21 protein-coding genes and 1 pseudogene are annotated in these 26362 nt (G+C 59.7%); 17 read left to right on the forward strand and 5 right to left on the reverse strand.

Features of this window, described 5'->3' with window-relative positions; genetic code table 11:
• Window positions 1-106: 106 nt before the first annotated feature.
• From BD293_RS02490 to BD293_RS23530, 5 genes and pseudogenes are all read left to right on the forward strand, one after another.
• The gene (locus BD293_RS02490) at window positions 107-1453 is read left to right on the forward strand and encodes a M16 family metallopeptidase (RefSeq protein ID WP_142079717.1); all 1347 of its coding nucleotides are present in this window, start codon (window positions 107-109) and stop codon (window positions 1451-1453) included.
• On the forward strand, window positions 1450-2745 hold the full coding sequence (locus BD293_RS02495) for a M16 family metallopeptidase (RefSeq protein ID WP_142079718.1): 1296 nt from the start codon (window positions 1450-1452) through the stop codon (window positions 2743-2745). The genes BD293_RS02490 and BD293_RS02495 overlap by 4 nt, the downstream gene beginning before the upstream one ends.
• A gap of 40 nt (window positions 2746-2785) precedes the next feature.
• On the forward strand, window positions 2786-4615 hold the full coding sequence (mutL, locus tag BD293_RS02500; RefSeq protein WP_142079719.1) for a DNA mismatch repair endonuclease MutL: 1830 nt from the start codon (window positions 2786-2788) through the stop codon (window positions 4613-4615).
• A 23-nt stretch (window positions 4616-4638) separates the two neighbouring features.
• Entirely contained in the window at window positions 4639-5670 is a 1032-nt protein-coding gene (locus BD293_RS02505; protein ID WP_246086189.1) for a DNA recombination protein RmuC, read from the forward strand.
• 69 nt (window positions 5671-5739) lie between these two features.
• Window positions 5740-6967: pseudogene (locus BD293_RS23530) on the forward strand (FAD-binding domain-containing protein).
• A gap of 80 nt (window positions 6968-7047) precedes the next feature.
• On the opposite strand, the gene BD293_RS02515 reads toward BD293_RS23530, so the two are convergent.
• On the reverse strand, window positions 7048-8712 hold the full coding sequence (locus tag BD293_RS02515; RefSeq protein ID WP_142079721.1) for an acyl-CoA dehydrogenase family protein: 1665 nt from the start codon (window positions 8710-8712) through the stop codon (window positions 7048-7050).
• 345 nt (window positions 8713-9057) lie between these two features.
• The gene (locus BD293_RS02520; protein ID WP_142079722.1) at window positions 9058-9633 is read right to left on the reverse strand and encodes a LabA-like NYN domain-containing protein; all 576 of its coding nucleotides are present in this window, start codon (window positions 9631-9633) and stop codon (window positions 9058-9060) included.
• A gap of 103 nt (window positions 9634-9736) precedes the next feature.
• Here BD293_RS02520 and folK point away from each other — a divergent pair, with 103 nt between their 5' ends.
• The 6 genes from folK (at window position 9737) to acpS (ending at window position 14901) form a co-directional block, all read left to right on the forward strand.
• On the forward strand, window positions 9737-10327 hold the full coding sequence (gene folK, locus BD293_RS02525) for a 2-amino-4-hydroxy-6-hydroxymethyldihydropteridine diphosphokinase (RefSeq protein WP_142079723.1): 591 nt from the start codon (window positions 9737-9739) through the stop codon (window positions 10325-10327).
• Window positions 10328-10425: 98 nt separating this feature from the next.
• Window positions 10426-10785, forward strand: a complete 360-nt coding sequence (gene rpoZ, locus BD293_RS02530; RefSeq protein WP_071468545.1) for a DNA-directed RNA polymerase subunit omega — start codon at window positions 10426-10428, stop codon at window positions 10783-10785.
• A gap of 73 nt (window positions 10786-10858) precedes the next feature.
• Entirely contained in the window at window positions 10859-12976 is a 2118-nt protein-coding gene (locus BD293_RS02535) for a RelA/SpoT family protein (RefSeq protein ID WP_142079724.1), read from the forward strand.
• Window positions 12977-13018: 42 nt separating this feature from the next.
• Window positions 13019-13645, forward strand: a complete 627-nt coding sequence (locus tag BD293_RS02540) for a DUF2062 domain-containing protein (RefSeq protein ID WP_211840979.1) — start codon at window positions 13019-13021, stop codon at window positions 13643-13645.
• A gap of 75 nt (window positions 13646-13720) precedes the next feature.
• On the forward strand, window positions 13721-14479 hold the full coding sequence (locus BD293_RS02545; RefSeq protein WP_142079726.1) for a pyridoxine 5'-phosphate synthase: 759 nt from the start codon (window positions 13721-13723) through the stop codon (window positions 14477-14479).
• Between the two features lie 5 nt (window positions 14480-14484).
• Window positions 14485-14901, forward strand: coding sequence for a holo-ACP synthase (gene acpS, locus BD293_RS02550; RefSeq protein ID WP_142079727.1), 417 nt, complete (start codon window positions 14485-14487; stop codon window positions 14899-14901).
• Here the strand turns inward: acpS and BD293_RS02555 are convergent.
• Window positions 14898-16397, reverse strand: a complete 1500-nt coding sequence (locus BD293_RS02555; RefSeq protein WP_142079728.1) for an alpha/beta fold hydrolase — start codon at window positions 16395-16397, stop codon at window positions 14898-14900. The genes acpS and BD293_RS02555 overlap by 4 nt on opposite strands.
• 187 nt (window positions 16398-16584) lie before the next feature.
• On the opposite strand from BD293_RS02555, the gene tig reads away from it, so the two are divergent.
• Window positions 16585-17919, forward strand: coding sequence for a trigger factor (gene tig / locus BD293_RS02560; RefSeq protein WP_142079729.1), 1335 nt, complete (start codon window positions 16585-16587; stop codon window positions 17917-17919).
• A gap of 87 nt (window positions 17920-18006) precedes the next feature.
• On the opposite strand, the gene ilvN is transcribed toward tig, so the two are convergent.
• Both ilvN and BD293_RS02570 read right to left on the reverse strand, forming a co-directional pair.
• Entirely contained in the window at window positions 18007-18567 is a 561-nt protein-coding gene (ilvN, locus tag BD293_RS02565; RefSeq protein ID WP_142079730.1) for an acetolactate synthase small subunit, read from the reverse strand.
• A 10-nt stretch (window positions 18568-18577) separates the two neighbouring features.
• Window positions 18578-20332, reverse strand: a complete 1755-nt coding sequence (locus BD293_RS02570; RefSeq protein ID WP_142079731.1) for an acetolactate synthase 3 large subunit — start codon at window positions 20330-20332, stop codon at window positions 18578-18580.
• 335 nt (window positions 20333-20667) lie between these two features.
• On the opposite strand from BD293_RS02570, the gene BD293_RS02575 reads away from it, so the two are divergent.
• The 5 genes from BD293_RS02575 (at window position 20668) to BD293_RS02595 (ending at window position 26358) form a co-directional block, all read left to right on the forward strand.
• Window positions 20668-20982: an ArsR/SmtB family transcription factor gene (locus tag BD293_RS02575; RefSeq protein ID WP_142079732.1), complete on the forward strand. Its 315-nt coding sequence runs from the start codon at window positions 20668-20670 to the stop codon at window positions 20980-20982.
• A 42-nt stretch (window positions 20983-21024) separates the two neighbouring features.
• Complete coding sequence (locus BD293_RS02580) at window positions 21025-22077, forward strand: permease (protein WP_211840980.1); 1053 nt, start codon at window positions 21025-21027, stop codon at window positions 22075-22077.
• Between the two features lie 91 nt (window positions 22078-22168).
• Window positions 22169-24118, forward strand: coding sequence for a DNA topoisomerase IV subunit B (gene parE / locus BD293_RS02585; RefSeq protein WP_142079734.1), 1950 nt, complete (start codon window positions 22169-22171; stop codon window positions 24116-24118).
• A 378-nt stretch (window positions 24119-24496) separates the two neighbouring features.
• Window positions 24497-25819, forward strand: a complete 1323-nt coding sequence (locus BD293_RS02590; protein ID WP_170207036.1) for a VWA domain-containing protein — start codon at window positions 24497-24499, stop codon at window positions 25817-25819.
• Complete coding sequence (locus BD293_RS02595) at window positions 25816-26358, forward strand: TadE/TadG family type IV pilus assembly protein (RefSeq protein WP_170207037.1); 543 nt, start codon at window positions 25816-25818, stop codon at window positions 26356-26358. Before BD293_RS02590 ends, BD293_RS02595 begins: the two co-directional genes overlap by 4 nt.
• Window positions 26359-26362: the final 4 nt, after the last annotated feature.

Below are 26362 nucleotides of genomic sequence, written 5' to 3' on the forward strand. Positions count from 1 at the left end.
GGACTATGGTCCGGCACAGGTATTGTCGTCACGCTTGCGTGGGGCGGGCTTGAAACCCTGACCAAAGACGGTAGCTTGCGCGATGTCTGGGTCTTGGAGGAAATTCATGTTCGCGCGTCATCTTGCTTTCGCTGCCTTGCTTTCGCTTGGCTGGCTTTACCCCGCCCACGCAGAGCCAGTCACCCATGCTGAATTGGACAATGGGCTTGAAGTGGTGGTGATCGAAGACCGCCGCGCGCCTGTTGTTGTGCATATGGTGTGGTACCGCGCCGGGGCGGCAGATGAACCCCCGCTGAAATCGGGAATCGCGCATTTTCTCGAACACCTGATGTTCAAGGGCACAGACACACGTGATCCGGGCGAGTTTTCTGCCGTGGTGGAAGAGAATGGCGGGCGCGACAACGCCTTCGTGTCGTGGGATTACACAGGCTTTTTTCAGCGCGTTGCGTCAGATCGGCTTGATCTGATGATGGAAATGGAAGCCGACCGAATGCAAAACCTGTCCTTCACCGAGGCGGAATGGCTGCCAGAGCGCGGTGTGATTCTGGAGGAACGGGGTCAGGTTCTGGAAAGCCGTGTGGGCGCGCAGTTTAACGAAACCATGCTGGCCGCGCTTTACAAGGCACACCCCTATGGCACCCCGATCCTTGGTTGGCGGCACGAAATGGAAGGGCTGACCGGCGACGATGCGATGGAGTTCTACAATCAGCATTATGGCCCTAATAACGCCATTCTGGTGATTGCAGGCGATGTCGACACGGATGAAGCACTGGAGATGGCTCAACAATATTATGGTGCGATCCCGGCAAACCCGAATGTCACCGAGACGATCCGCCCCGCTGAGCCGCCGCATCTGGCCGAGCGGCGCATTGTGTTTGAAGATTCGCGCGTGGGCACGGACTATGTCGCCCGCATGTATCTGGCCCCTGTGCGCCGCAGTGGCGACCAGTCGGAAGCGGCCGCGTTGCAGATGCTGGCGGCCCTGCTGGGCGGCAGTTCCACCACGTCCGTGCTGGAGCGGCGCTTGAATTTTGACGAAGGCGTCGCGCTGTCGGCTTGGGCCAGCTATAACGGCATGGCGCGCGATTATGGTGTGTTCATGCTGGGGATTGCGCCAGTTGAAGGTGTGTCGCTGGAAGAGGGCGAGGCGGCGCTTGACCGTGTTGTCGCAGAGTTTCTGGAAGAAGGCGTTGATACCGCCCAATTCGAGCGGGTGCGCCGTCAGCTTCGGGCCTCTGAAATCTATGGGCTGGATGACGCACAATCGCGCGCGCGCCAGTTTGGTGTCGGCCTTAGCATCGGGTTGACGGTCGAAGATGTCGAAGGCTGGATCGACGCGCTCGAAGCCGTCACACCGGAAGAGGTGATCGCCGCAGGCCAGATGTTGCTGGACCGCCGCAACGCCGTCACAGGCTACATGACCGCACCCCAGAGCACGGAGTTGAGCCAATGAAGCGCCTGATTGCCATTTTCATTCTTGCTGCCTTTCCGCTGCGCGCCGAGGTGGACATTACGCAGGTCACATCGCCATCAGGGCTGAACGCCTGGCTGGTTGAAGAACGCTCAATCCCGTTTGTGTCGCTGGACCTGATCTTTCCGGGGGGCGCGACGCTTGAAAGCGACGAGCAGGCCGGTGTCGTGAACCTGATGACAGCGCTTCTCAGCGACGGGGCGGGCGATATGGATGCGCAGGCCTTTGCCGCGCGCAGCGAGGAGTTGGCGACGCGCATGAGCTTCAACGCAGGGCGCGATTCGGTGTCTGTCTCGGTGCGGTTCCTGACCGAAGATGCGGAAGCCGTAATTGAACATCTGCGCCTTGCCCTGACCGAGCCGCGCTTTGACGAAGACGCGATTGCACGCACGCGCGGGCAGCTTTTGGCGCAATTGCGCCGCGACGCGCTTGACCCCAATACGCTTGCTTCGCGCGCTTTTGCCAGCGTGGCGTTTGACGGGCACCCGTATGGGCGCGAAGCGAATGGCACACCGGAAACTGTGGGCGCGTTGGACCGCGACGCGCTTGTCGCCGCCCATCAGGGCGCAATCGCGCGGGATCGTGTGTATATCGGGGCTGCGGGCGATATCTCTGCCGAGGATCTGGGCGAATTGCTGGACCGTCTGTTTGAAGGGATTCCTGAAACCGGTTGGGACTTGCCCGACCATGCCGAGTTTTTGGCAGAGCCGGGCGTGGAGGTTATTCCCTTTGACGGGCCGCAATCGGTTGTCGCATTCGGCCATGCCGGTATCGCGCGGGATGATCCTGAATTTCTGACCGCCTATGTTGTGAATGAGATATTCGGCGGTGGGCGCTTCGGGACAAGGCTGATGCGCAGCTTGCGCGAGGAGCGTGGCCTAACCTACGGAATCGGCGCTTTTCTGTCCTCTGGTGCGCTTGGCGAAAGCTATCAGGGCAGATTGTCTACGGATAATGACAATGTTGAAATAGTGCTGGAATTGCTGCGCGAAGAATGGGCGCAAATGGCCAATGACGGCGTAACCGAGGAAGAACTCAAGCGTATTCAGACCTATCTGACAGGGGCCTATCCGTTGCGGTTTGATGGCAATTCCTCGATCGCGTCGATCATGGCCTCGATGCAGTATCAGGGGTTTGACATAGATTATGTCAATCGCCGCAATGACATGATCAGTTCGCTGACACTGGATGAGGTGAATGATCTGGCATCCAGACTGTATGATCCTGACGCGCTGTTTTTTGTGATCGTGGGCCAGCCTGTCGGCTTGAACTGAGGCTTGGCAGGTGCCGCGCGCTCATGCTATATGCAGTAGCATGAACGCACCAGATCGCAATATACGCCCAGAAATCCGCCAGCTTGACGAGGCGGCGATCAACCGCATTGCCGCTGGCGAGGTGGTTGAGCGCCCCGCATCCGCCGTCAAGGAACTGGTTGAAAACGCGCTGGATGCAGGCGCTGCGCGCGTGGACCTTGCCTATGCGGATGGTGGCAAAACCCTGATCCGCGTGCGCGACGACGGCCACGGGATGAGCGCGCAAGACCTGCCCTTGGCGCTGACGCGGCATGCCACATCCAAGATTGATGGCAGTGATCTGCTCAATATCCGCTCATTCGGGTTTCGCGGCGAGGCGCTGCCATCGCTGGGCGCTGTCGGCCGGCTGACCGTGACGACCCGCGCTGCGGGCGAGGAGGGGGCTGCGCTGTCGGTCGATGGCGGGCGTATTGGCGCGGTGCGGCCAGAGGCTGCGCAATACGGCACGACCGTCACCCTGCGCGATTTGTTCCACGCCACGCCTGCACGGCTGAAATTCATGCGCTCTGACCGGGCCGAGGCGCAGGCGATAGCCGATATCGTCAAGCGCCTTGCTATGGCCGAACCTTATGTCAGCTTCACCCTGAGCGATGTGTCCAATGACGAGGCCCGCCAGATTTTCCGCGCAGATGCCGCCCAAGGCGCGCTGTTCGATGCGCTGGAAGAACGGATGGCCACGATCCTTGGCCGCGAATTCACCGATAACGCCCTGCGCATAGATGCAGAGCGCGAGGGTCTTCATCTGACAGGGCTTGCCGCGCTGCCCACCTATTCGCGCGGCGCGGCGGTGGCGCAATATCTTTTCGTCAATGGCCGCCCTGTACGCGACAAGATGCTGTTGGGCGCGTTGCGCGCGGCCTATGCCGATGTGCTGTCGCGCGACCGCCACCCGGTTGTGGCGCTGTTTCTGAACTGTGACCCGGAACTGGTGGATGCAAATGTCCATCCTGCCAAATCCGAAGTGCGCTTTCGTGACCCCGGTCTTGCGCGTGGGCTTGTCGTCAGCGGGTTGCGCCATGCGCTGGCAGGGGCGGGGCATCGAGCCTCCAGCACGGTTGGGGGTGCGATGCTGGGCGCGATGCAGCCCCAAGCCGTGCCGCACCGCTACCAGATGGACCGACCGTCCAGCGGGGCCGTGCGCAGCGCTTATCAGATGCAAGCCCCGCAAGGCTTCGAGGAAGCGCCCGCGCTATGGGATGCGCCGCAGGGCGTATCGGCGCGCCATGACGCCCCCGTTGACGGCCCGCAAGACGCGCCTTTGGGGGCCGCGCGCGCACAGGTGCACGAGAATTACATCATCGCCCAGACAACGCGCGGAATGGTAATTGTCGACCAGCATGCCGCGCATGAACGGCTGGTCTATGAGCGGCTGAAGCGCCAGCGGGCGGAAAACGGGGTCGCGTCACAGGCGTTGCTGATCCCCGAGATTGTCGAACTGTCCGCGCATGAAACGGCGCACCTGCTGGAACTCGCGCCTGATCTGGCCGCCCTTGGGCTGGTGATCGAGGCTTTTGGCGGGGCCAGTATCATCGTGCGCGAGACTCCGGCCATTCTGGGGCAGGTGAATGCCGCAGACCTGTTGCGCGACATTCTGGATGATCTGGCCGATCTGGGCCAAAGCCAGACGCTGGAAGTGCGCATAGATGCGGTTCTGTCGCGCATGGCCTGTCACGGCTCTGTCCGGTCGGGCCGGGTAATGCGGGTCGAGGAAATGAACGCGCTTTTGCGCGAGATGGAGGCAACGCCCCTGTCAGGCCAGTGCAACCACGGGCGGCCCACCTATGTTGAACTGGGCCTTGATGATATCGAAAAGCTGTTTGGCCGCAGATGAGCCTTTCCTGGGACGATTCTGTTATGATCGCGCTTGTGTTGGGGGCGGTTGCGCTTGTGGTATTGTGGCGGCTGGCGCGTGTGCTGGGGCCGCTTTCAGGGCGGTTGGCGGTGCTGGATGCACGGCTGACCAGCCTTGGCGAAAGCCAGCAGCAACTTGCAGGCGGGCTGGGGCAGGTTTCGCAAAACCAGACACAGGTGATCGGGCTGGTTGAAGCGCGGCTTGCCGATATGGGCCGCTATATGGGCGACACACTGGCGGGCAATGCGCAGGCCACGGCCAGCAGCATGGGGGCCTTGCGCGAGCGGTTGCAAGTGATTGATGCTGCGCAGGCCAAGATCGAGGCGCTTTCGGGCAATGTCCTGAGTTTGCAGGATATCCTTTCAAACAAACAGGCGCGCGGTGCCTTTGGCGAGGTGCAGCTAGAGGCACTTCTGGCCGATGCCTTGCCCCCCGATGCCTATAGCCTGCAAGCGACCCTTTCGAACGGTCGGCGGGCAGATGCGCTGATCCATCTGGAACAGCCCTTGGCGCTGGATGCCAAATTCCCGCTGGAAGCCTGGCAGGCGCTGACCCGCGCCACAGATGATGCGCAGCGCAGTGAGGCGCGACGCGCCTTGTCGCGGGCCATGCGCGGGCATATCCGCGCCATTGCTGACCGCTATATCCTGCCGGGCGAGACTGCGGAGGGCGCGCTGATGTTCCTGCCCTCTGAAGCGGTTTATGCCGAACTGCACGCCAATATGGCCGATGTGCTGCGCGAAAGTTTTGCCGCGCGCGTCTGGATCGTGTCGCCTTCGACCTGCATGGCCACGCTGGTCACTTTGCGCGCGGTGCTGAAAGATACGCGCCTGCGCAATGAGGCCCGCGCGGTGCGCCGCGAAGTGCAGTTGCTGGTCGAGGATGCAACGCGTCTGGGCGCGCGGGTGGCAAAGCTGGAAGGGCATTTTGCCCAAGTTCAAGGTGATCTGTCGGATATCCGTATATCGGCAGACAAGATCACGCGGCGCGGTGCGCGGCTGGATGATTTCGATTTCGCCAAGACGCCTGAGTAGCGCGCATCTGATTGAAGGCCGCGCGGGTCAGGCTATCTCGCCCATGAGCAGCAAGTCAGAGGCGAGAATATGCGATATCAGGCAGCAACGCGGGCCGAGGGAGAGGCGCGCATGGCCGCTTTCGTGCCACGTATGGGACGGCACTATGCGGCGGGCCGGAATTACGATTACGGGCCGGACAAGCACCGCGATGTGTCGGGCCTGTCGGCCTATCTGCGGCGTCGGCTGGTGCTGGAAGAAGAGGTGGTCGCCGCCGCCCTTGCTGCCCACGGGCCGGAACAGGCGGAGAAATTCATTCAGGAAGTGGTCTGGCGCGGCTATTTCAAAGGCTGGTTGGAGCGGCGCCCCGTGATCTGGGCCAGCTACCGCGACGGGGTATTGCAGGATCTGGACGCATTGGCGCGTGACCGCGCCCTGCGCCGTGCCGTGGCCGACGCAGAGGCAGGGCAGACGGGGTTGGCGTGTTTCGACGCATGGGCGCAGGAACTTGTCGAGACGGGGTATCTGCACAACCATGCGCGGATGTGGTTCGCCTCGATCTGGATTTTCAGCTTGGGCCTGCCATGGCGGTTGGGGGCGAATTTCTTCTATCGGCACTTGCTGGATGGCGATCCGGCCTCGAACACACTTGGCTGGCGTTGGCTGGCGTTGGGTGGCAGGGCTGCACACGCGCGGCAAACCCTATGCCGCGCAGGGCTGGAACATAGCCAAATTCACCGGCCAGCGCTTCACCCCGCGCGATACTGATCTGAACGAGGTGGTGCAGGGGCTGGACGCGTCAGAGCCGGAGGGGCTGCCCTCTGTCACCCCACTGCGCCAGCCCGATATGCCCGACCCGAAGCTGCCGAGTGCAGTATTGCTGACCGAAGAAGATTGCCGGGTCGAAGATTTCGACCTAGAATCGTTCGACATTCGCGCCGCCGCAACGCTTAGTGCATCGCATCTGCGCTCACCCAATCCGGTGGCAGAGGGTGTGATGCAGTTCGAGGCAGAGGCTCTGCAAGACGCCGCGACGCGCAGCGGGCTGTCAGTCGCGCCATTGCGTGCGGGCGTGCCTAGCGATCTGGCCCGCTGGGCGGCTAAAGCAGGCGCACGCCAGATCGTGACACCTTATGTGCCCGAAGGCCCGCTGCGCGACTGGCTGTGCGCGGCGGCCCCCGCGCTGGACGCGGCAGGAATAACCCTTTGCGAATGGCAGCGCCCTTGGGACAGCGCAATCTGGCCCCATGCGACGGCGGGATTTTTCAAGGTAAAGAAGAAGATCCCCGAAATCATTCACCAGCGTCGATTGCTGTAGATCTCAAAAAAGTCCGGGGCGCGCAGCTCCTCCCTCCGCGCGCCCCAGTCCAGCCTTGAAATATTGGCCGGATAACTTGTTTATGCGATCAGACGGCGGGTGATGACCTGCGCCTGAATCTCGGCTGCCCCCTCGAAGATATTGAGGATGCGCGCATCGCACAAGATACGACTGATCTGGTATTCCAGAGCAAAGCCATTTCCGCCGTGAATTTGCAAGCCATTATCGGCCGCAGCCCAAGCCACACGCGCACCCAGCAGCTTGGCCATGCCCGCCTCAAGGTCGCAGCGGCGTTCGGCATCCTTTTCGCGCGCACTGAAATAGGTCAACTGCCGCGCAATCATAATCTCAACCGCCATCATGGCCAGCTTGGATGCGACACGCGGGAATTCGATCAGTGACTTGCCGAATTGCTTGCGATCTTCGGCATATTGCATCGACACTTCCAGTGCGTTTTGCGCCACACCGATGGCGCGCGCCGCAGTCTGGATGCGCGCGGATTCGAAGGTCTGCATCAACTGCTTGAAACCTTGGCCCTCAACCCCTCCCAGCAGGTTGTCGCCTTTGACCTTGAACCCGTCAAAGGCCAGTTCGTATTCCTTCATGCCGCGGTAGCCCAGTACCTCAATCTCGCCGCCGGTCATGCCGGGGCTGGGGAACGGGTGTTCATCCGTGCCGGGTTCTTTCTCGGCCAGAAACATGGACAGGCCACGGTAATCCTGCGTGTCTGGAACAGTGCGGGCCAGCACGGTCATGACATGGGTCCGCGCGGCATGGGTGATCCATGTCTTGTTGCCGGTAATCTCCCAATCCTCGCCCGCTTTGACTGCGCGTGTGCGCAGTGCGCCAAGGTCCGAGCCGGTGTTGGGTTCGGTAAATACCGCCGTTGGCAGAATTTCACCCGAGGCCAGTTTCGGCAGCCAATGTTCCTTTTGCGCCTCGGTGCCGCCGCAGATAATCAACTCTGCTGCAATTTCTGTGCGGGTGCCAAGGCTGCCCACGCCGATATAGCCACGCGACAATTCTTCGGACACCACCACCATCGCGGCTTTTGGCATTCCAAGACCGCCGAATTCTTCGGGAATCGTCAGTCCAAAGACGCCCATTTCCGAAAGTTGCTCGATCACTTCCATCGGGATGAGTTCATCCTTCAGGTGCCATTCATGGGCATGTGGGGCGATCTGTTCGTCCGAATAGCGGCGGAACTGATCGCGGATCATTTCCAATTCTTCATCCAAGCCCGTCGCGCCGAAGGTGGCCCGCCCGTGGTTGGACCGCATACAGGCGACCAGCGACATGCGCGCGGCATCGCTATTGCCATCGCGGCGCAGTTGTCCTGCCGCGCCAGCGTCCAGATCGGCAGACACACCAAGGTCCGCCAGACGCGCCACTTCGCCTTGATTCATGGCGATGCCGCCCGCGATCTGGTTCAGGTACTCGCCAAAACCGATCTGGTGTATCAGTTGCTCCATTTCGCCGAAGCGACCTTCGTCTTGCAAGCGTTCGGCCCAGCCCTGCATCTGGCGCAGGCTTTCGACATAAGTTGCCAGCCACGCCAGCCCATGTGCCGCATATTGATCCGCATCAAGCAGCGTTGCGTCGATTTTGCCAGCGGGTGCAATACGGGTGCGCATCGCTTCAAGGGCCAGCGTGAGAGCTGCCTCTACAGGCGGTAAAGCGGCGCGTGTCACATCAAGCAGGTCTGCGATAATCGGCGACTGCATTGCTTGTCCATCATGTGGCATGTGTGGCTCCAATCTGATCTTTTCTCTATTATGCGCTTGCAGCATTACATAGGGCCTTCTTTTGCTCTGAGCAACAAAAATACTTATGGCAATGTCATTCTTTGCATTTATGTCGCAGGCCATCGGTGCGTCGGGATGTGCCGTGCGCCCTTAATCTACTCTCAAAGCAGAAATGATGCGCGTGCCGGAAGTATCAACCGCCAAGGCCGCGCTTTTTGGCGGCGGTCCTATGTCAGAGAAGAGTTGGCTGAGCGTATGTTTTTCAAGGTTGGATGTCCTTATACATGAGAATTGGCCGGAATGCAGTCTGCATTCCGGCCAAAAATCACATAGGCTGATCGGGGATCAGCTTTCTGACATCTCTGTGTCTTGTTCGCGCTCGAAGCGAGGTTCGCGGGGCGGGCGACCGATAACATCGCGCAGCTCGTCCAGCTCGATGAAGTTATCTGCCTGCCGACGCAGGTCATCCGCGATCATTGGCGGCTGGCTGCGAATCGTCGACACGACCGAGACGCGGACACCCTGACGTTGCAGGCTTTCAACCAGAGGCCGAAAATCACCATCGCCGGAAAACAGAACCGCATGGTCAAGCCTTGGGGCCAATTCCATCGCATCGACCGCAAGTTCAATGTCCATATTGCCCTTGACCTTGCGCCGACCCATCGAGTCTGTGTACTCCTTGGCGGTCTTCGTCACCATGTTGTAGCCGTTGTAATGCAACCAATCGACCAAGGGCCGGATGGGTGAATACTCTTCGTTCTCCAACAATGCCGTGTAATAGAAGGCGCGCAGCAGTTTGCCACGACGCATAAATTCCTGCCGAAGAAGCTTGTAGTCGATGTCAAAACCCAGCGCTTTGCCTGCTGCATAGAGGTTTGCGCCGTCAATGAATAATGCGAGCCGCTCGTCTTTGTAGAACATCTAATTCGCCTTACAATCGTATGTGTTTCGGGTAATGACGCATGCTCAACCTCGAGAAGATCAGAGCAGAATGAGGTAACCGCAAAATGCATCACGTTATACCATGAGAAATATAGATGAATCCAAAGATTACAATTGGGTGCTCATAGCTCTTGGGGGCAATCTTATTGGGGAAAAGGATAGTCCTTTAGAATACATCCATGATGCCATATGCGAATTTTCACAATCAGACGTTGAAGTTGAGGCGCAAAGCAGGGTGTATCGGACCCCCTGTTTCCCTGCCGGTGCCGGTCCCGACTTTGTGAACGCCGCGATAGCTTGCGTGACCGATTTGCCGCCCTCATCGATCATGAGAACGCTGCACGAGATCGAATCACGCGCTGGCAGAACCCGCTTGCAACGGTGGGAGCCGCGCGTGCTGGACCTTGACCTGTTGGCCGTGGGCGATCTGATCTGCCCTGATATAGCGCGCTACCGCGATTGGGCCGGTCTGGACTTGCAAGATCAGATGCGTTTGGCCCCGGGCGAGTTGATCCTGCCACACCCGCGCATGCATGAGCGTGCTTTTGTGTTGGTGCCCCTGATGGATATCGCGCCGGATTGGCGCCATCCCGTGCTGGGCAAAACCGTTGCCGAAATGCACGCAGCGCTTGATCCGGCGGATCTGGCGGAAATATGGCCGGTTTCACAGTAAGTTCACGTGATTTCGCGCGTGCAAGCGCTTGTCATATGGCCGCAGGCGCAGTATGCAGCCCTCTTGACCCGAGATATCCGACAGACTGGAGAGACATCATGGCCCGCGTGACAGTGGAAGATTGCGTCGACAAGGTACCCAACCGCTTCGAGTTGGTGGCACTGGCATCGCATCGCGCCCGTGAAATCGCGGCGGGTGCGCCGATCACGGTTGATCGTGACAATGACAAAAACCCTGTCGTTGCCCTGCGCGAGATTGCAGAAGAAACGCAATCCGCCGATCATCTGCGAGAGCGCATGATCGAAAGCCTGCAAACGCAGATCGAAGTCGATATGCCAGAAGATGACGATATGGCGCTGCTTATGGGCGGCGCAGAACGCGATGCCCCCGAGCAGGACGGCATGAGCGAAGAACAAATGCTTCGTGCGCTGATGGAAGCGCAAGGGCAGGCAGGCTGAGCCATTCTGGCCCGCGCGCCGTAACGTGTGCGCGCAGGCCGGGATGACGACAGGCTAGGGAAGGGCCGCAGGCGTGATCACGCAAGACGATCTGATCGCACTTGTGCGCAACTATAATCCGCGAAGTGACGAGAAACTGATCCGCGAAGCCTGGGCTTATGGCGAAGCGATGCATGAAGGGCAGTCCCGCCACTCGGGCGAGCCGTATTTCACGCATCCGGTCGCGGTGGCAGCTTTGCTGACAGAAATGCGCCTTGATGATGCGACAATCATCACGGCTCTGCTGCATGACACAATTGAAGATACCAAATCGACCTATTCGGAAGTCGCGCGCCTGTTTGGCGACGAGATTGCCGAACTGGTCGACGGTGTTACCAAGCTGACCAATCTTCAGTTGTCGTCGTCCGAGGCGAAACAAGCCGAAAATATCCGCAAGCTGCTGATCGCCATGTCGCGTGATCTGCGCGTGATCCTTGTCAAACTGGCTGACCGGTTGCACAACATGCGCACCATCCGGTCCATGCGCCCCGAAAAGCAGGCGCAAAAGGCGCGCGAGACGATGGATATCTATGCCCCCCTTGCGGGCCGCATGGGTATGCAATGGATGCGCGAAGAGTTGGAAGATCTGGCCTTTCGGGTGTTGAACCCCGAAGCCCGCAATTCCATTCTGCGCCGCTTCATCACCTTGCAGCGCGAGGCAGGCGATGTGGTGCACCGCATCAGCGCCGATATCCGCGCCGAGTTGGACCGCGCACAGGTTGTCGCGGATGTTTACGGGCGCGCCAAGAAACCCTATTCCGTCTGGCGCAAGATGCAGGAAAAGGATCTGGCCTTTTCGCGCCTGTCCGACATTTACGGCTTTCGCATCATCACGGCGGAGTTCGAGGATTGCTACCGCGTTTTGGGGGCTGTGCACCGTCGGTGGACAGCCGTGCCGGGGCGGTTCAAGGACTATATCAGCCAGCCCAAATCGAATGGCTACCGCTCTATCCACACCACAGTATCAGGGCGCGATGGCAAGCGCGTTGAGATCCAGATCCGCACGCGCGAGATGCACGAAGTGGCCGAAGCAGGTGTCGCAGCACACTGGGCCTACCGCGATGGCCAGCGCAGCGAAAACCCCTTTGCGGTGGACCCTGCAAAATGGATCAGCACCCTGACCGAGGGGTTCGAGAACGAAGAAGACCACGACGCCTTTCTCGAACATGTGAAGCTGGAAATGTATTCCGATCAGGTGTTCTGCTTCAGCCCCAAGGGCGATGTCATCCAGTTGCCGCGTGGCGCAACGCCACTGGATTTCGCCTATGCCATCCATACGCGCATCGGCGACAGTTGTGTCTCGGCCAAGGTTGACGGGTTGCGCGTGCCGCTTTGGACGCGGGTGCGCAACGGGCAATCGGTCGAGATTATCACCGCCGAGGGGCAGCGCCCGCAATCCAGTTGGATTGATATTGTCGTCACAGGGCGCGCGAAATCTGCGATCCGCCGGTCGTTGCGCAATGAGGACCGCGAACGCTTTATCCGTCTGGGCAATGAATTGCTGCGGCTGGCCTTTGAAGGGGCCGGGCGCGAGGTGAGTGCCAAGGCGCTGACAACGGCGGCAAAATTGCTGAGTGTGCCCAATGCCGCCGAGTTGCGCGCGCGTGTCGGCTCTGCCGAGATCAGCGCCCGGCGGGTTGTCAGCGCGCTATATCCCGAAACGATTCTGCACGAACCCGAAGTAGACGCCGCGCGTCCGGTTGTGGGGTTGCAGGCGGATCAGTCGTTTCGCCGCGCACCCTGCTGCCACCCGCTGCCCGGAGAGCGCATTATCGGCATCACCTATCGTGGCAAGGGCGTGGTTGCGCATTCGATGGATTGCGAGGTCTTGGCCGATTATGAGGACCAGCCAGAACGCTGGATCGACCTGCATTGGCTGGATGGTACGCATCCCGCCGTGTATAGTGTGCCGCTTGATCTGACGATTTCCAACGACGCAGGTGTACTTGGCCGAGTCTGTAGCTTGATTGGCGAGCATAAGGCCAATATCTCTGATCTACGCTTTGTGGACCGTAAACCCGATTTCTACCGTCTGTTGGTCGAATTGGAGTTGCGCGGCATCTCGCATCTGCATCAGGTGCTGACGGCCCTCGAAGCTGAAACAGCGGTCGCGCAAGTCGGCCGTTCACGCGATCCGTCTCTGCGTCCCTGACTGTGACAGTCGGGGCGTGGCTCAGGAAGGTCAGTTGCCTTGGTGTTCAAACGTCGCAGCCCGAGGAATTTCCGCCAGTCAGTGGTGAATTTATTCATTCCTGGTGGCGGCTGGGGACGGTCCGCCAATTACGTCATGCACCGCCTGCGGCGTCTGCCCGACAGCCCCGAGCGCATTGCAAAAGGGGTCGCGGCTGGGGTGGCAGTCAGCTGCCTGCCGCTGTTCGGGTTGCATTTTATCGCCGCTGCATCGGTCGCATGGGCCTTGCGCGGGAATATTCTGGCGTCGTTGCTGGCGACGTTTTTCGGCAATCCCTTCACTTTTCCGATTATTGTTGTCAGCGCGCTGGAATTGGGAAATTTCTTACTCGGGCGCGATAAATCGGCCAAAGCCTCCGAGGCGATGAGTGCCTTTGGTGCGCTCTGGGGGGAGTTGGGGCGCAATTTTCTGGCGGTGTTCACCTCGGACAGCATTGTCTGGGAAAAGTTTGGCCGGTTTGGCTGGGATGTGTTTGTGCCCTATATGTTGGGGGGTGCCATTATCGGGACAGTATGTGGTGTGATCGCCTATTTCCTGTCCCTGCCGCTGATCCGGGCGTATCGCAACCGCAGGCTGAGAAAGCTTCAGGAAAGGTTTGAACAAGCTCGGAAAAGCGACGCGAAGAAATGACGCAAGCACGAGCATGACGCATTGAATTCTGATGCAAGTGGCGTATGTTCTGCTCACGGAACCGAGAGGATCAACATGCCCCTGACTAGCCCTGACACCCCTTTGCGGCTGGGTGTAAATATCGACCATGTTGCGACATTGCGCAATGCGCGTGGTGGGCGTGACCCTGATCCGGTGCGCGCAGCGCTGCTGGCGCAACAGGCCGGAGCGGATGGGATCACCCTGCACTTGCGCGAAGACCGGCGTCACATCGTGGATGCCGATCTTGCCGCTGTGATGGCCGCAGTCAGCCTGCCGATCAATCTCGAACTTGCTGCAACCGCAGAGATGCAGCGCATTGCGCTGGCGCATAAACCTCATGCCGTTTGTATTGTCCCGGAACGGCGCGAAGAGCGCACGACCGAAGGCGGGCTGGAAGTCGCGGGCGACGACAACCGTTTGCGCGATTTCATCGCCCCCTTGCGCGCGTCTGGGTCGCGGGTGTCATTGTTTATCGCGCCTGATGAAGCGCAGGTCGAAGCGGCGGCGCGTGTTGGTGCACAAGTGGTCGAGTTCCATGTCGGGGCCTATTGCGAGTATTGCGCCGAAGGCAACGACGCCGCGCGAGAGACAGAGTTGCGCAAGCTGTTTGTTGCGGCGGCGCTGGCGCAGGAACTGGGGCTTGAAGTTCATGCGGGCCACGGTCTGAATTATGAAAACGTTGGCCCCATCGCCGCGATTCCAGAGGTGGTCGAGTTGAATATCGGCCATTTCATGGTGGGTGAAGCCGTCTTTGTGGGGCTTGAAGCCGTGATCCGCGAAATGCGTCGGCAGATGAACCTTGCGCGGATGTAGACGCCATGATTCTGGGGGTCGGCACGGATCTGGCCAATATTGACCGCATCGCCAAGACATTGGCGCGGTTTGGTGACAGGTTCCGCAACCGCGTTTTTACGGATGAGGAACGCGCCCGTGCCGCCCGCAGGGGCGACGATGTGGCCACCTATGCCAAGCGTTGGGCCGCGAAAGAGGCGTGTTCCAAAGCGCTGGGAACCGGGCTTGCGATGGGCATTTCTTGGCGCGACATGTGGGTTACAAACCGGCTGGGCGGCCAGCCGGTTATGCATGTTTCGGGCTGGGCGGCCGAGCGTCTGGCCGCGATGACCCCAGAGGGGCACGAGGCCGTTATCCATGTCAGCCTGACCGATGACGCCCCTTGGGCGCAAGCTTTCGTGGTGATTGAGGCGCGGCGGATCGCGCCGGTGGCACCGCTTTAGAACGCGGCTGCGTCAAACATCGGAAATGTTACCCCCAACGCCCATGCCAGCACCAATCCAAGGCCAAGCCCGCCTGCCGCAGGCAGGCCGGTCCTGCGCCCGACCCAGCCTGACATCGTGCCAAACAACAAGAAGAACAGCACGATCACCGGCAGGATAATCAGCAGGAAGAACAGCGCCGAGAAATTCAGCGCCACGGCCAGCCCAAGCGACCCCAGAAAGGCCACCCGCACCAGAACCACACGCCAAAGCCGCGCCTTGCCCCCCTCGGTCAGGATGCCGTCGGCCAGCAGAAACGGCATTGCCCCCAGTGCCAGCCCCGCAATGATGACCATGCGCCCCGCATGGGGCAGGAAGGACGCAACATAGCGGTCAATCGCCCCGCCCAGCACAGCGATGCCAAAAATCGCTACCGCAGCGGCAATCCACCAGATGCGTTTGGGGAATTGCCCGTGCAACTGGCCCCAATACCACAGCAATGCCAGCGTCATCAGCCCGTATAGCCCCAGATGCAGCACCAGATAATCGGCGACCAGAACCGGCAGGACGCGTATCTCGAACGGGGCAAGGGCAAGGGGCACCGATAGGGCAGGTGCCAGCGCCGCAACAAGTACACGACCCGCGGAGAGTGGGGGCAAGGCCGGGCCAGTCCCCGCAGGCAGCCACCGGGCCAGCGGCCACGCAAGGCCGACAGTTGCCAGCAACAGCGCCGCAATCCAGCCGCCACGTTGCGCGACCGGCCCTGCGCTGTCGCGCCCGAAGCTGGCATCCAGCCAGTCGCGGGCCGCGTTCAGCGCCGTTGCGGAATAGAGCACGCCCACATGTTCCACCATTGGCGCGATCACGGCGCGCCGACCGGTGCCGTGCGCGGGGTCGCCCACGACCTCGCCCGGGTTCGCTTGCGGGTCGGCAAGGCGCAATGCCTTGATGGCCTCCTCGGCGAGCATGGTTTCCCATTCCCCCGCGATGACCAGCAGGTTGGGCGGGGCGTCCGCGCTGACCGCCTCGCTGAACATCGAGATGGCGATGACCGCATCGCCGGGCGGGCTGTCGAGAGACTGGCGCACAACGACATCAGACGCCATCGAGTGCCCCAGATAGGCCAGCCGCCCATCTGCGCGCGGATGGGCAAGTGCGGCGCGCGCGACGCGCGCTGTCTCTTCCATCAGCAGCCGGGTGGTGCCGTCAATGGTGCTGACATCGCCGGACATGGGGCGCGGGTTGCGGCCATGCCCCTCAAAATCGAAACTTGCCACGACATAGCCCGCCTGCGCCAGCGTCAGGGCGAAGGGCTCCATCAATTGGCGCGAGCCTGCGAAACCATGCGCAATAACAACAACAGGGGCCGTGCCCGCGCCATCGCGCAAAAACAAGGTGGCGGGGGTGCCCCCCTCGACGGGCAGGGGGGTTATGGTCAGCCCCGCGCGATCCGCCTCTAGCTGCCAGACCGACAGCCCGATGATGACCAGACACAGAAGGGCAATCAGTCGACGCATTTTTCCTCGCAATTTGACCTGACGGTAGATTGAGCGCGTTTTGCGCGCAGGGAAAGTGCAAAACGCATCTGCCGACTTCGCCGGAATGCAGAGAATGAGGGTTGATCCTTGTCAGACAGCACCATACTAAGGCGCAGATTCTATCAGGCCGCCACCAGAGCGGCCTTTCATACATGCGAGGATGCTCATGCAAGTCACCGAAACCCTGAACGAAGGCCTCAAGCGCGGCTATACAATCACGATCACCGCAGATGAACTTGCGGCGAAAGTTGATGAAAAACTGCGAGAGGCACAGCCCGATATCGAAATGAAGGGCTTTCGCAAAGGCAAGGTGCCCTTGGCACTGCTGAAAAAGCAGTTTGGCCAGCGGATGCTGGGCGAAGTGATGCAGGACGCAGTCGATGGCGCGATGAACAAGCATTTCGAAGACAGCGGCGATCGTCCCGCCCTTCAGCCTGATGTCAAAATGACAAACGAAGACTGGAAGGAAGGCGATGATGTTGTTGTTGCGCTGAATTACGAAGCGCTGCCAAAAATCGACGCGCCAGATTACGCGGGCATCACGCTGGAAAAGCTGGTGGTCAAGGCCGATGATGCTGCGGTTCAGGAAGCGCTGGAAAACCTTGCCAAGAACGCACAGAGCTTCGAAGACAAGGACGGCGCCGCAGCGGATGGCGATCAGATCACCATGGATTTCGTGGGCAAGATTGATGGCGAAGTGTTCGAGGGCGGCACGGCAGAGGATTTCCCGCTGGTGCTGGGTTCGGGCCAGTTTATTCCCGGCTTTGAAGAACAGCTTGTCGGCGTAAAGGCGGGTGAAGAAAAAGCCGTGACCGTCAATTTCCCCGCCGACTATGGCGCAGAGCATCTGGCTGGCAAGGAAGCCGTGTTTGATTGCACCATCAAAGCGGTGAAAGCCCCGGCAGAAGCTGTGATTGATGACGAACTGGCCAAACAGTTTGGCGCAGAGAGCCTTGAGGCGCTGAAAACCCAGATCACCGAGCGACTGGAGGCCGAATATGGGCAGGCATCGCGCGCAGTAATGAAGCGCGGGCTGCTGGACGCATTGGACACGGCTGTGAGCTTCGATCTGCCGCCGTCGCTGGTGGAAGCGGAAAGCAAGCAGATTGCCCATCAGTTGTGGCATGACGCGCAGGAAGAAGTTGACCAGAACGACCACAACCACGAAGAAATCCCGGCCACCGAGGAAAGCGACAAGCTTGCCGTGCGCCGCGTGAAACTGGGGCTTTTGCTGGCCGAAATCGGCCAGAAGGCCGAAGTTGAAGTGTCCGATCAGGATATGACGCAGGCGGTTATTGCGCAGGCGCGCCAGTATCCCGGCCAGGAACGTGCTTTCTTTGAGTTTGTTCAGAAGAACCCGCAAATGCAGCAGCAACTGCGCGCGCCGATCTTTGAAGACAAGGTCGTTGACCACATCATCGAGCAGATCACCGTGACCGAGAAAGAAATCGGCAAGGACGATCTGCAAAAGGCAATCGAAGCACTGGAAAACGAAGCCTGAGAGCTGCTCAAGCACGTTTGACCTCATTGAGAAGGGCGGCCCGATGGGCCGCCCTTCAAGTTTCTTTGACGATGCTGTCGCGGGCGCTTACGCGCCACGCGCCAGAGCGGCCACACCTGTGCGCGCCACCTCGACCAGCCCCAGCGGGCGCATGAGTTCGGCGAAGGCGTCCACCTTCTCAGGGGTGCCTGTCATTTCGAACACGAAACTTTCCAGTGTCGAGTCGACGACATTGGCGCGGAAGATTTCCGCAAGGCGCAGCGCCTCGATCCGCGCCTCGCCACGGCCCTTGACCTTGAACAGGGCCAGTTCGCGCTGCACGGATGGCCCCTCAGCAGTCAGATCATGCACTTCATGCACCACGACCATACGTTCCAGTTGTGCTTTGATCTGGGTGATGACTTGCGGCGTGCCGGAGGTGACGACTGTGATGCGTGAGCGGTGGCCAAGATGGTCGACCTCGGCCACGGTCAGGCTGTCGATATTGTATCCGCGCGCAGAAAACAGACCAATGACACGGGCGAGGACGCCCGATTCATTGTCAACGCTGACTGCAAGCGTGTGGGTTTCGATCAGCTCGGCATTCGGGTCGCGCAGGTCATAGGCGGAATGCTTGGACGAGCCTTTTTTGATTTGTAGCGCCGACATTGTCTTCTCCTTACACCAATACCGCGCCGGAAGCGCCGATAACGCCCTGCGTCTCGGCCTCGCCCAGGAGCATCTGGTTATGGGCATTGCCCGAGGGGATCATCGGGAAGCAGTTTTCGTGCTTTTCCACCAGACAGTCGAAAATCACCGGCCCGTCATAGGCCAGCATTTCGCGGATGGCGTCATCCAGATCGGCCTCGTTGTCGCAGCGAATGCCCTTGCAGCCAAACGCATCGGCCAGTTTGACGAAATCAGGCAGGGATTCCGACCATGAACTGGAGTAGCGCTCGCCATGCAACAACTCCTGCCACTGGCGCACCATGCCAAGGCGTTCATTGTTCAGGATGAATTGCTTGACCGGGGCGCGGTATTGCATGGCGGTGCCCATTTCTTGCATGTTCATCAGCCAAGACGCCTCGCCCGCGACATTGATAACCAGCGCATCAGGGTGTGCGATCTGCACGCCCACCGATGCCGGCAGACCGTAGCCCATGGTGCCAAGCCCGCCAGAGGTCATCCAGCGGTTCGGATCTTCGAATCCCAGATATTGCGCGGCCCACATCTGGTGCTGGCCGACCTCGGTGGTGATGTAGCGGTCCATGCCCTTGGTCAGCGCTTCCAGCCGTGCAATGGCGTGCTGGGGCCGGATCGAGGTGGCGCTTGGCTTGTAGGCCAGGCAATTCACTGCCTTCCATTCCTCGATCTGTTTCCACCAACGCGCGATAGCCTCGCGGTTGACTTTGCGGCCCCGCGATTTCCAGATCTTCAGCGCGTCTTCCAGAACATGGCCAACATCGCCGACGATCGGCACATCCGTATGGATGACCTTGTTGATCGAGGACGGGTCAATGTCGATATGCGCCTTCTTCGAGTCGGGGCTGAAGGCATTGATGCGCCCGGTGATCCGGTCGTCAAAGCGCGCGCCGATATTGATCATCAGGTCGCAATCATGCATCGCCCAATTGGCCTGATAGGTGCCATGCATGCCCAACATTCCCAACCACGACTTGCCACTGGCCGGATAGGCACCAAGGCCCATCAGGGTTGATGTGACAGGAAAGCCCGTCGCCTCGACCCATTCGCGCAGAAGATGGCTGGCACCGGGGCCGGAATTGATGACGCCGCCACCGGTATAGAAGACGGGCCGCTCAGCGGTTTCCATCAATTCGACCAGTTTGGTGATCATCTCGGGGTCGCCCTTGGCGCGCGGGGCGTAATGGTCGGTTTTTGCTTTTGGCTTTTCGCAATAGGTGCCGGTTGCGAATTGTACATCCTTGGGGATGTCCACCAGAACCGGACCGGGGCGGCCAGAGGTTGCAACGTGAAATGCCTGATGAATGGTTTCGGCCAGCTTGTCGGTTTCCTTGACCAGCCAGTTCATCTTGGTGCAGGGGCGGGTAATGCCGACGGTGTCACCTTCCTGAAAGGCGTCCGAGCCGATCATAAAGGTTGGCACCTGCCCGGACAGCACGACAATCGGGATCGAATCCATCAGCGCGTCAACAATGCCGGTCACGACATTGGTGGCACCGGGGCCGGATGTCACCAGCACAACACCCGGTTTGCCGGTCGAGCGTGCATAGCCTTCGGCGGCATGGATCGCGCCTTGTTCATGGCGCACAAGAATATGGCGGATATCGTTTTGCTGAAACACTTCGTCATAGATGGGGAGCACAGCACCACCCGGATAGCCGAATACCACTTCGACGCCCTGATCCTTCAGGGCCTGAATCACCATCTTCGCTCCGGTCATCTGACGTGTCATCGTTTGCTCCATCCAACGTCGAGTTCAAAGGCGCTGTAGCTTGGCAGCAGGCAATAAAAAAGCCCCCGTTCAATTTCGGGGGCGCATGGGTTCCTGTGTGGGAGTCCGTTACCGGCCCATGCGCATTCTCTCCACAATCACCACAAGTGCATTTTTCATTGCCATCCACCATTCTCTAGCACGCCGTAACTAAGCGCGCGCTGGCCTCGCGTCAATGGCGAAACCTGATGTGATTGCGCGAAAGGGGCGGATTTCTTTTCATTTGTTGCGCAGTTCATACTGCCGCCTGTCAATGAAGTGTTTACAAAACTAGAAATATAGTTATTATTTCCGCTATGGATAAACAAACTGATTCCGCCGCTGCGGCACTCGCAGCCCTTGGACATCCCGCGCGGCTGACAGTGTTCCGATTGTTGGTGCGGGCCGGGCCGGAGGGGGTGCTGGTGGGGGAAATTGCCGCGCATCTTGACATGCCGCTGTCGACGCTTGCGCATCATTTGCGCAGCCTGAAACAGGCGGGTCTGATCGTGCAAACCCGCAGAGGGCGCGAGGTCGAGACGCGCGCGGACACGCACGCCATGCGCGACGTGCTCGATTTTTTGATGAGTGAATGCTGCAAGGGTGTGCCCTCACTTGCGCGGCAGGACTGAAATACTGCTGCCTAATATAACTAGAAAGCCGGCGATATAGATATGACGGACAATTCCCTTCCACAGCCCGGCCCTGTGTCGGCGGCATGGCAACATTTGTGGCGCAAGGAACGGCCTTGGCCGGCATTTCTTCTGATCCTGTTGGTGGTTACTGTGATCGACCCCGCTCAATTCGCCCCCTCTGTGGCGAAGGTCGCCAGCGCGCTCGTCTCGATTGCGCCGTTTCTGGCCGTTTCCATTCTGATGGCGGCTTGGGCCGGGGCGACGGGGGCGGATAACCTGATCGCGCGCGCATTCACAGGTGCACCGGCCATGATGATCGTGATGGGCGCTTTGGCGGGTGGATTATCGCCGTTTTGTTCCTGTGGGGTGATTCCGCTGATTGCCGCACTTCTGGCCATTGGTGTACCGCTGGCCCCGGTAATGGCATTCTGGCTGGCCTCGCCCCTGATGGACCCGTCGATGTTTGTTCTGACAGCGGGTGTACTGGGGCTGGAATTTGCGATTGCCAAGACCTTGATTGCACTGGGTATGGGGGTGCTGGGGGGCACAATCGTGCATCTGGTCATCCGCGCGGGCGGTCTGAGCAATCCGTTGCGCGAGGGTATTGGCAATGGCGGCTGTGGCGGTGCGAAAGTGCGTGCGCCAACGCCCCCAGTCTGGGCCTTCTGGCGTGAACCTGCGCGGGTGGTCAAGTTCCGGCTTGAGGCGACCAAGACCTTTTTGTTCTTGCTGAAATGGCTGTCGCTGGCGTTTCTGCTGGAAAGCCTGATGCTCGCCTATCTGCCTGCCGAGTTGGTCACGCAGACACTGGGCGGCACAGGGCTGGCCCCGATTGCAATTGCCACGCTTGTGGGGGTGCCTGCCTATTTCAACGGCTATGCGGCGCTACCGCTGATTGGCGCGCTGATGGATCAGGGCATGCAGGCGGGCGCGGGCATGGCATTTCTGATTGCGGGGGGTGTAACCTCGCTGCCTGCGGCCATCGCGGTCTGGGCTTTGGTCAAGTTCCGGGTGTTCGCGCTGTATGTCGCCATATCGCTTGGCGGGGCGTTTACGACCGCTGTGGCGTTCCATTTCTGGACGATGTTGTAATCGGCAGCGGCGCAAGGGCTAAACCTTGCGCCTGCCTTGCTGCAATGGTCTACTGGTGGTGCCACCCACCCAGAATAGAATCGAGCAGCCCATGTCCGACCTGTTGAACCCGTCCGAGAGTTACGACGCCTCCTCCATCGAAGTGCTGGAAGGGCTGGAGCCGGTGCGCAAGCGCCCCGGCATGTATATCGGCGGCACGGATGAACGCGCACTGCATCATCTGGTCGCTGAAGTGCTCGACAACTCGATGGACGAGGCGGTGGCGGGCCATGCCAGCCGGATCGAGGTGGAGTTGCACGCGGATCATTCCATCACAATTCGTGACAATGGCCGGGGCATCCCGATTGACCCGCACCCCAAATTCCCTGGCAAGTCAGCGTTGGAGGTGATCTTGTGCACGCTGCATGCGGGCGGCAAATTCTCTGGCAAGGCATATGAGACATCGGGCGGGTTGCACGGGGTGGGGGCCAGCGTGGTCAATGCGCTGTCCGATCACCTGCGCGTAGAAGTTGCGCGCAACCGCGAACTTTATGTGCAGGAATTCGCGCGCGGGATTCCGCAAGGACCGGTTGCCAAAGTAGGCCCGGCCCCCAACCGGCGCGGCACGACCTTTACCTTTCACCCTGACCCCGAGATTTTCGGCACGCTGAAATTCCGCCCCGCGCGCTTGTTGAAGATGGTGCGCTCGAAAGCCTACCTGTTCTCGGGCGTTGAAATTCGCTGGAAATCTGCCGTGGAAGATGGCGACACCCCGATGGACGCCGTGTTCCATTTCCCCGGCGGTCTGGCCGATTATCTGAACGAGCAACTGACCGGCAATCTGACCTATGCCGACAAGCCCTTTGCGGGCAAAGTCAAGTTTCAGGAAAAGTTCAACCAGCCCGGATCTGTGGAATGGGCGATCAACTGGACACCGGCACGCGACGGGTTTGTGCAGTCGTATTGTAACACCGTACCCACGCCTGAGGGCGGCACGCATGAGGCGGGCTTTTGGGCGGCCGTGCTGAAAGGCATCCGCGCTTACGGCGAATTGGCAAGCAACAAGAAAGCGGCCCAGATCACCCGCGAAGACATGATTACCGGCGGCTGTGCGCTGGTGTCTTGCTTCATCCGCGAACCTGAATTCGTGGGCCAGACCAAAGACCGGCTGGCCACGACCGAGGCTGCGCGTCTGGTCGAAGGGGCGGTGCGCGATCATTTCGACAACTGGCTGGCCGCTGACCCCAAGGCCGCAGGCGCGATCCTTGATTTTCTGGTGCTGCGCGCCGAAGAACGGCTGAAGCGGCGGCAGGAAAAGGAAACCAGCCGCAAGACCGCCACCAAGAAACTCCGCCTGCCGGGCAAGCTGGTCGATTGCTCGGCCACAGCGCGCGCGGGCACGGAACTGTTCATCGTCGAGGGCGATTCGGCGGGCGGCAGCGCGAAGATGGGGCGTGACCGCAAGACACAGGCACTGCTGCCTTTGCGCGGCAAAATCCTGAACGTGCTGGGCGCGGCCTCGTCAAAGATGGGCACGAATGCTGAAATCAACGATCTGTGTCAGGCGATGGGGGTCGGGATGGGGACCAAATTCCGCCTTGATGACCTGCGCTATGATAAAATCATCATCATGACCGACGCCGATGTGGACGGCGCGCATATCGCGGCCCTATTGATGACGTTTTTCTTCACCCAGATGCGGCCCATGATTGATGCGGGCCACCTGTATCTGGCCTGCCCGCCGCTGTTTCGCCTGACGCAAGGGGCCAAGCGAGTCTATGCGCTGGATCAGGCCGAGAAAGACCGGCTGATGGCCGAAGGCTTTGGCGGCAAAGGCAAAGTCGATGTGTCGCGCTTCAAAGGCTTGGGCGAGATGGACGCAAAAGACCTGAAAGAAACCACAATGGACCCCGCCTCTCGCCGGTTGATCCGGGTGTCGGTGGATGACGACCTGCCGGGCGAGACATCCGATCTGGTCGAGCGGCTGATGGGCAAGAAACCGGAATTGCGATTCCAGTATATCAGCGAGAATGCGCGGTTTGTGGAGGAGCTGGATGTTTGAGGGTTTGCTGTAGCGGCGACCTGCACACATCCCGCCTGTTGCTCTGATTGGCGAAACAGGCGTTATAGCCCAGCCCGCGCGTCGTGGGGCTTGTCCGGCGTATATTACGACACATGCCTCGCTCTTAAGTCACATGCATTGGATTACCTCGACCGGATCACACTGGCCGCGCCGTTGTGGCGCACGGGCATTATGCCGCTAGTATAGCCGGGGTCCATATCTGCCTCAGAGCGCGCCACTATTTTGCCCAGGTCCTGACATTATTTCCACAAACTCCGCCTTAATGGGGCCTTATCCGACCTGTATCAGTTGGATTTTAGAGATATTGCGCTGGCCGGATCAAGGCCTGCAGGTCATGAGATGAAGTGGTTGTTTAGAATGTTGGCAGGATTTGAACAAAAGTACCGTCACACGTGCCGCGTGCAAGCTTCGCGCAGCTTTTTCAGAAACGAAGAGGGCGGCATTATTGTCCTGTCGTTGTTCTTGTTCATCGCAATGATCCTTATCGGCGGCATTGCCGTCGACATGATGCGCTATGAGGCCGAACGCGTGCGGGTTCAGGGAACTGCCGACCGCGCGGTTCTTGCCGCAGCGATGATGCGTGAAAACCCGGCCAACCCGGACCCTGAAGATGTCGTCCGGTCGTATTTCAAGGCCGAAGGTCTGGAGCACATCGTCGCGGATAGCGAGTCGATCAAGATCACCAATTTCGGCGGCTCGCGCGAAGTGCTGGTGTCGCCAAAGGCAAGCATGTCCACACTCTTCATGCGCATGTCCTCGGTCGATTCTCTGCCGATGAGTGTTGTCGCCGGTGCGGCTGAGGGTTTGGCCGAAGTGCGCATCGAGATCGTGATGGTTCTGGATGTTTCCGGCTCGATGATGGACTTCGAGCGGATAGAGAACCTGCGCGCAGCCGCAGATGATTTCGTCGAAGAAATGCTGGCCAACAATGAAAACGGTCGCGTCTCTATCACCTTTGTGCCCTACAGCACCGAAGTCATCATGCCCCCCGGCACATTGACCTATTTCACCAATCTTGATGATCCTTCATCAGGTGATCTAACCAATGCCTTCTGCATTGATTTTCACAACTGGGACAGCGTGACTGACAGCCTGAACACACATATGTTCCGGCGCAACTGTGACTTGCGGTCGAACACCAGCTATCTGATCACAGACATGCCGATCCGCCCCTATATGGATGATGTGCAACAGGCCAAAAATTACATTGCTTCGCTTGGGCCGAATTGGGGCACATCGATTGACCTGGGGGTGCGGGCAGGTGCGATGTTCTTCGATCCGACATTGCGTCCCGTCATCCAGCATCTGATTGACGCGGGTACAGTCTCTCCTGCCTTTCAAGGCCGACCACTGGAGTGGAACGCGCCCGCCAGTTACCGCGCCCTTATCCTGATGACAGATGGCGAAAACTGCTGCTTCTGGGATGGCGATGCCGCCACTCGCAAGCCCAGCGTCGAAGTGCAAGATGCGGACACCGTGTCGGTCTGCAACGCCTTGAAGCAACAAAGCGTTGCGATTTATGGTGTGGCATTTGAAGCGCCGCCCGGTGGCGTCGCCCTCATGGAAAATTGCGCTTCCAGCGACGGGCATTTCTTCAACAGCTCTGGCGACAAACTGATTGCGGCCTTCCAGAGCATTGCAACCCATATCCAGACCCAGTCGCTGAGGCTGACAAAATGAGTATGCGCGCGCTTGTACAAAAGCTGACACATCGCTGGCGGGCCGAAGACGGTTCCGTGAGCGTGGAATTTGTCATCATCGTCCCATTTGTTCTGTCCATTTTCCTGATGGGGGTGGATAGCGGTGTCACGCAACTCAGGCAGGCGTTTTTGTATCGCGCTGTAGATATGGCCGTGCGCGAGGTGCGCCTTGGTACGATCAATGAGGCAGAAAGCCTGTCAAAATCGATTTGCGCGCGCACCGCCATGCTGCCCAATTGCGAAAATGCCATCACTGTCGAGATGCAGCCCATCGATACGAGTACTTTCAGCGGTTTGGATGCCCCCACCTTATGTGTCAATCATGAGGAAGAACTGACGCCTGCGATCACGTTCAATCCGGGTTCTGGCGGGCAGGCGCAGGAACTGATGCTGATCCGCGTCTGTGTTGTGACAAAACCCTTTATCCGGCTGACCGGTTTTCTGACAGCGCTGCCTGTCAACGCTGAGGGCGACTATGTGCTGACGGCACGCAACGTCTTTGTGAACGAGCCGAGGTGACAAA

The organism is Roseinatronobacter monicus (assembly GCF_006716865.1).
Lineage (GTDB): Bacteria > Pseudomonadota > Alphaproteobacteria > Rhodobacterales > Rhodobacteraceae > Roseinatronobacter > Roseinatronobacter monicus.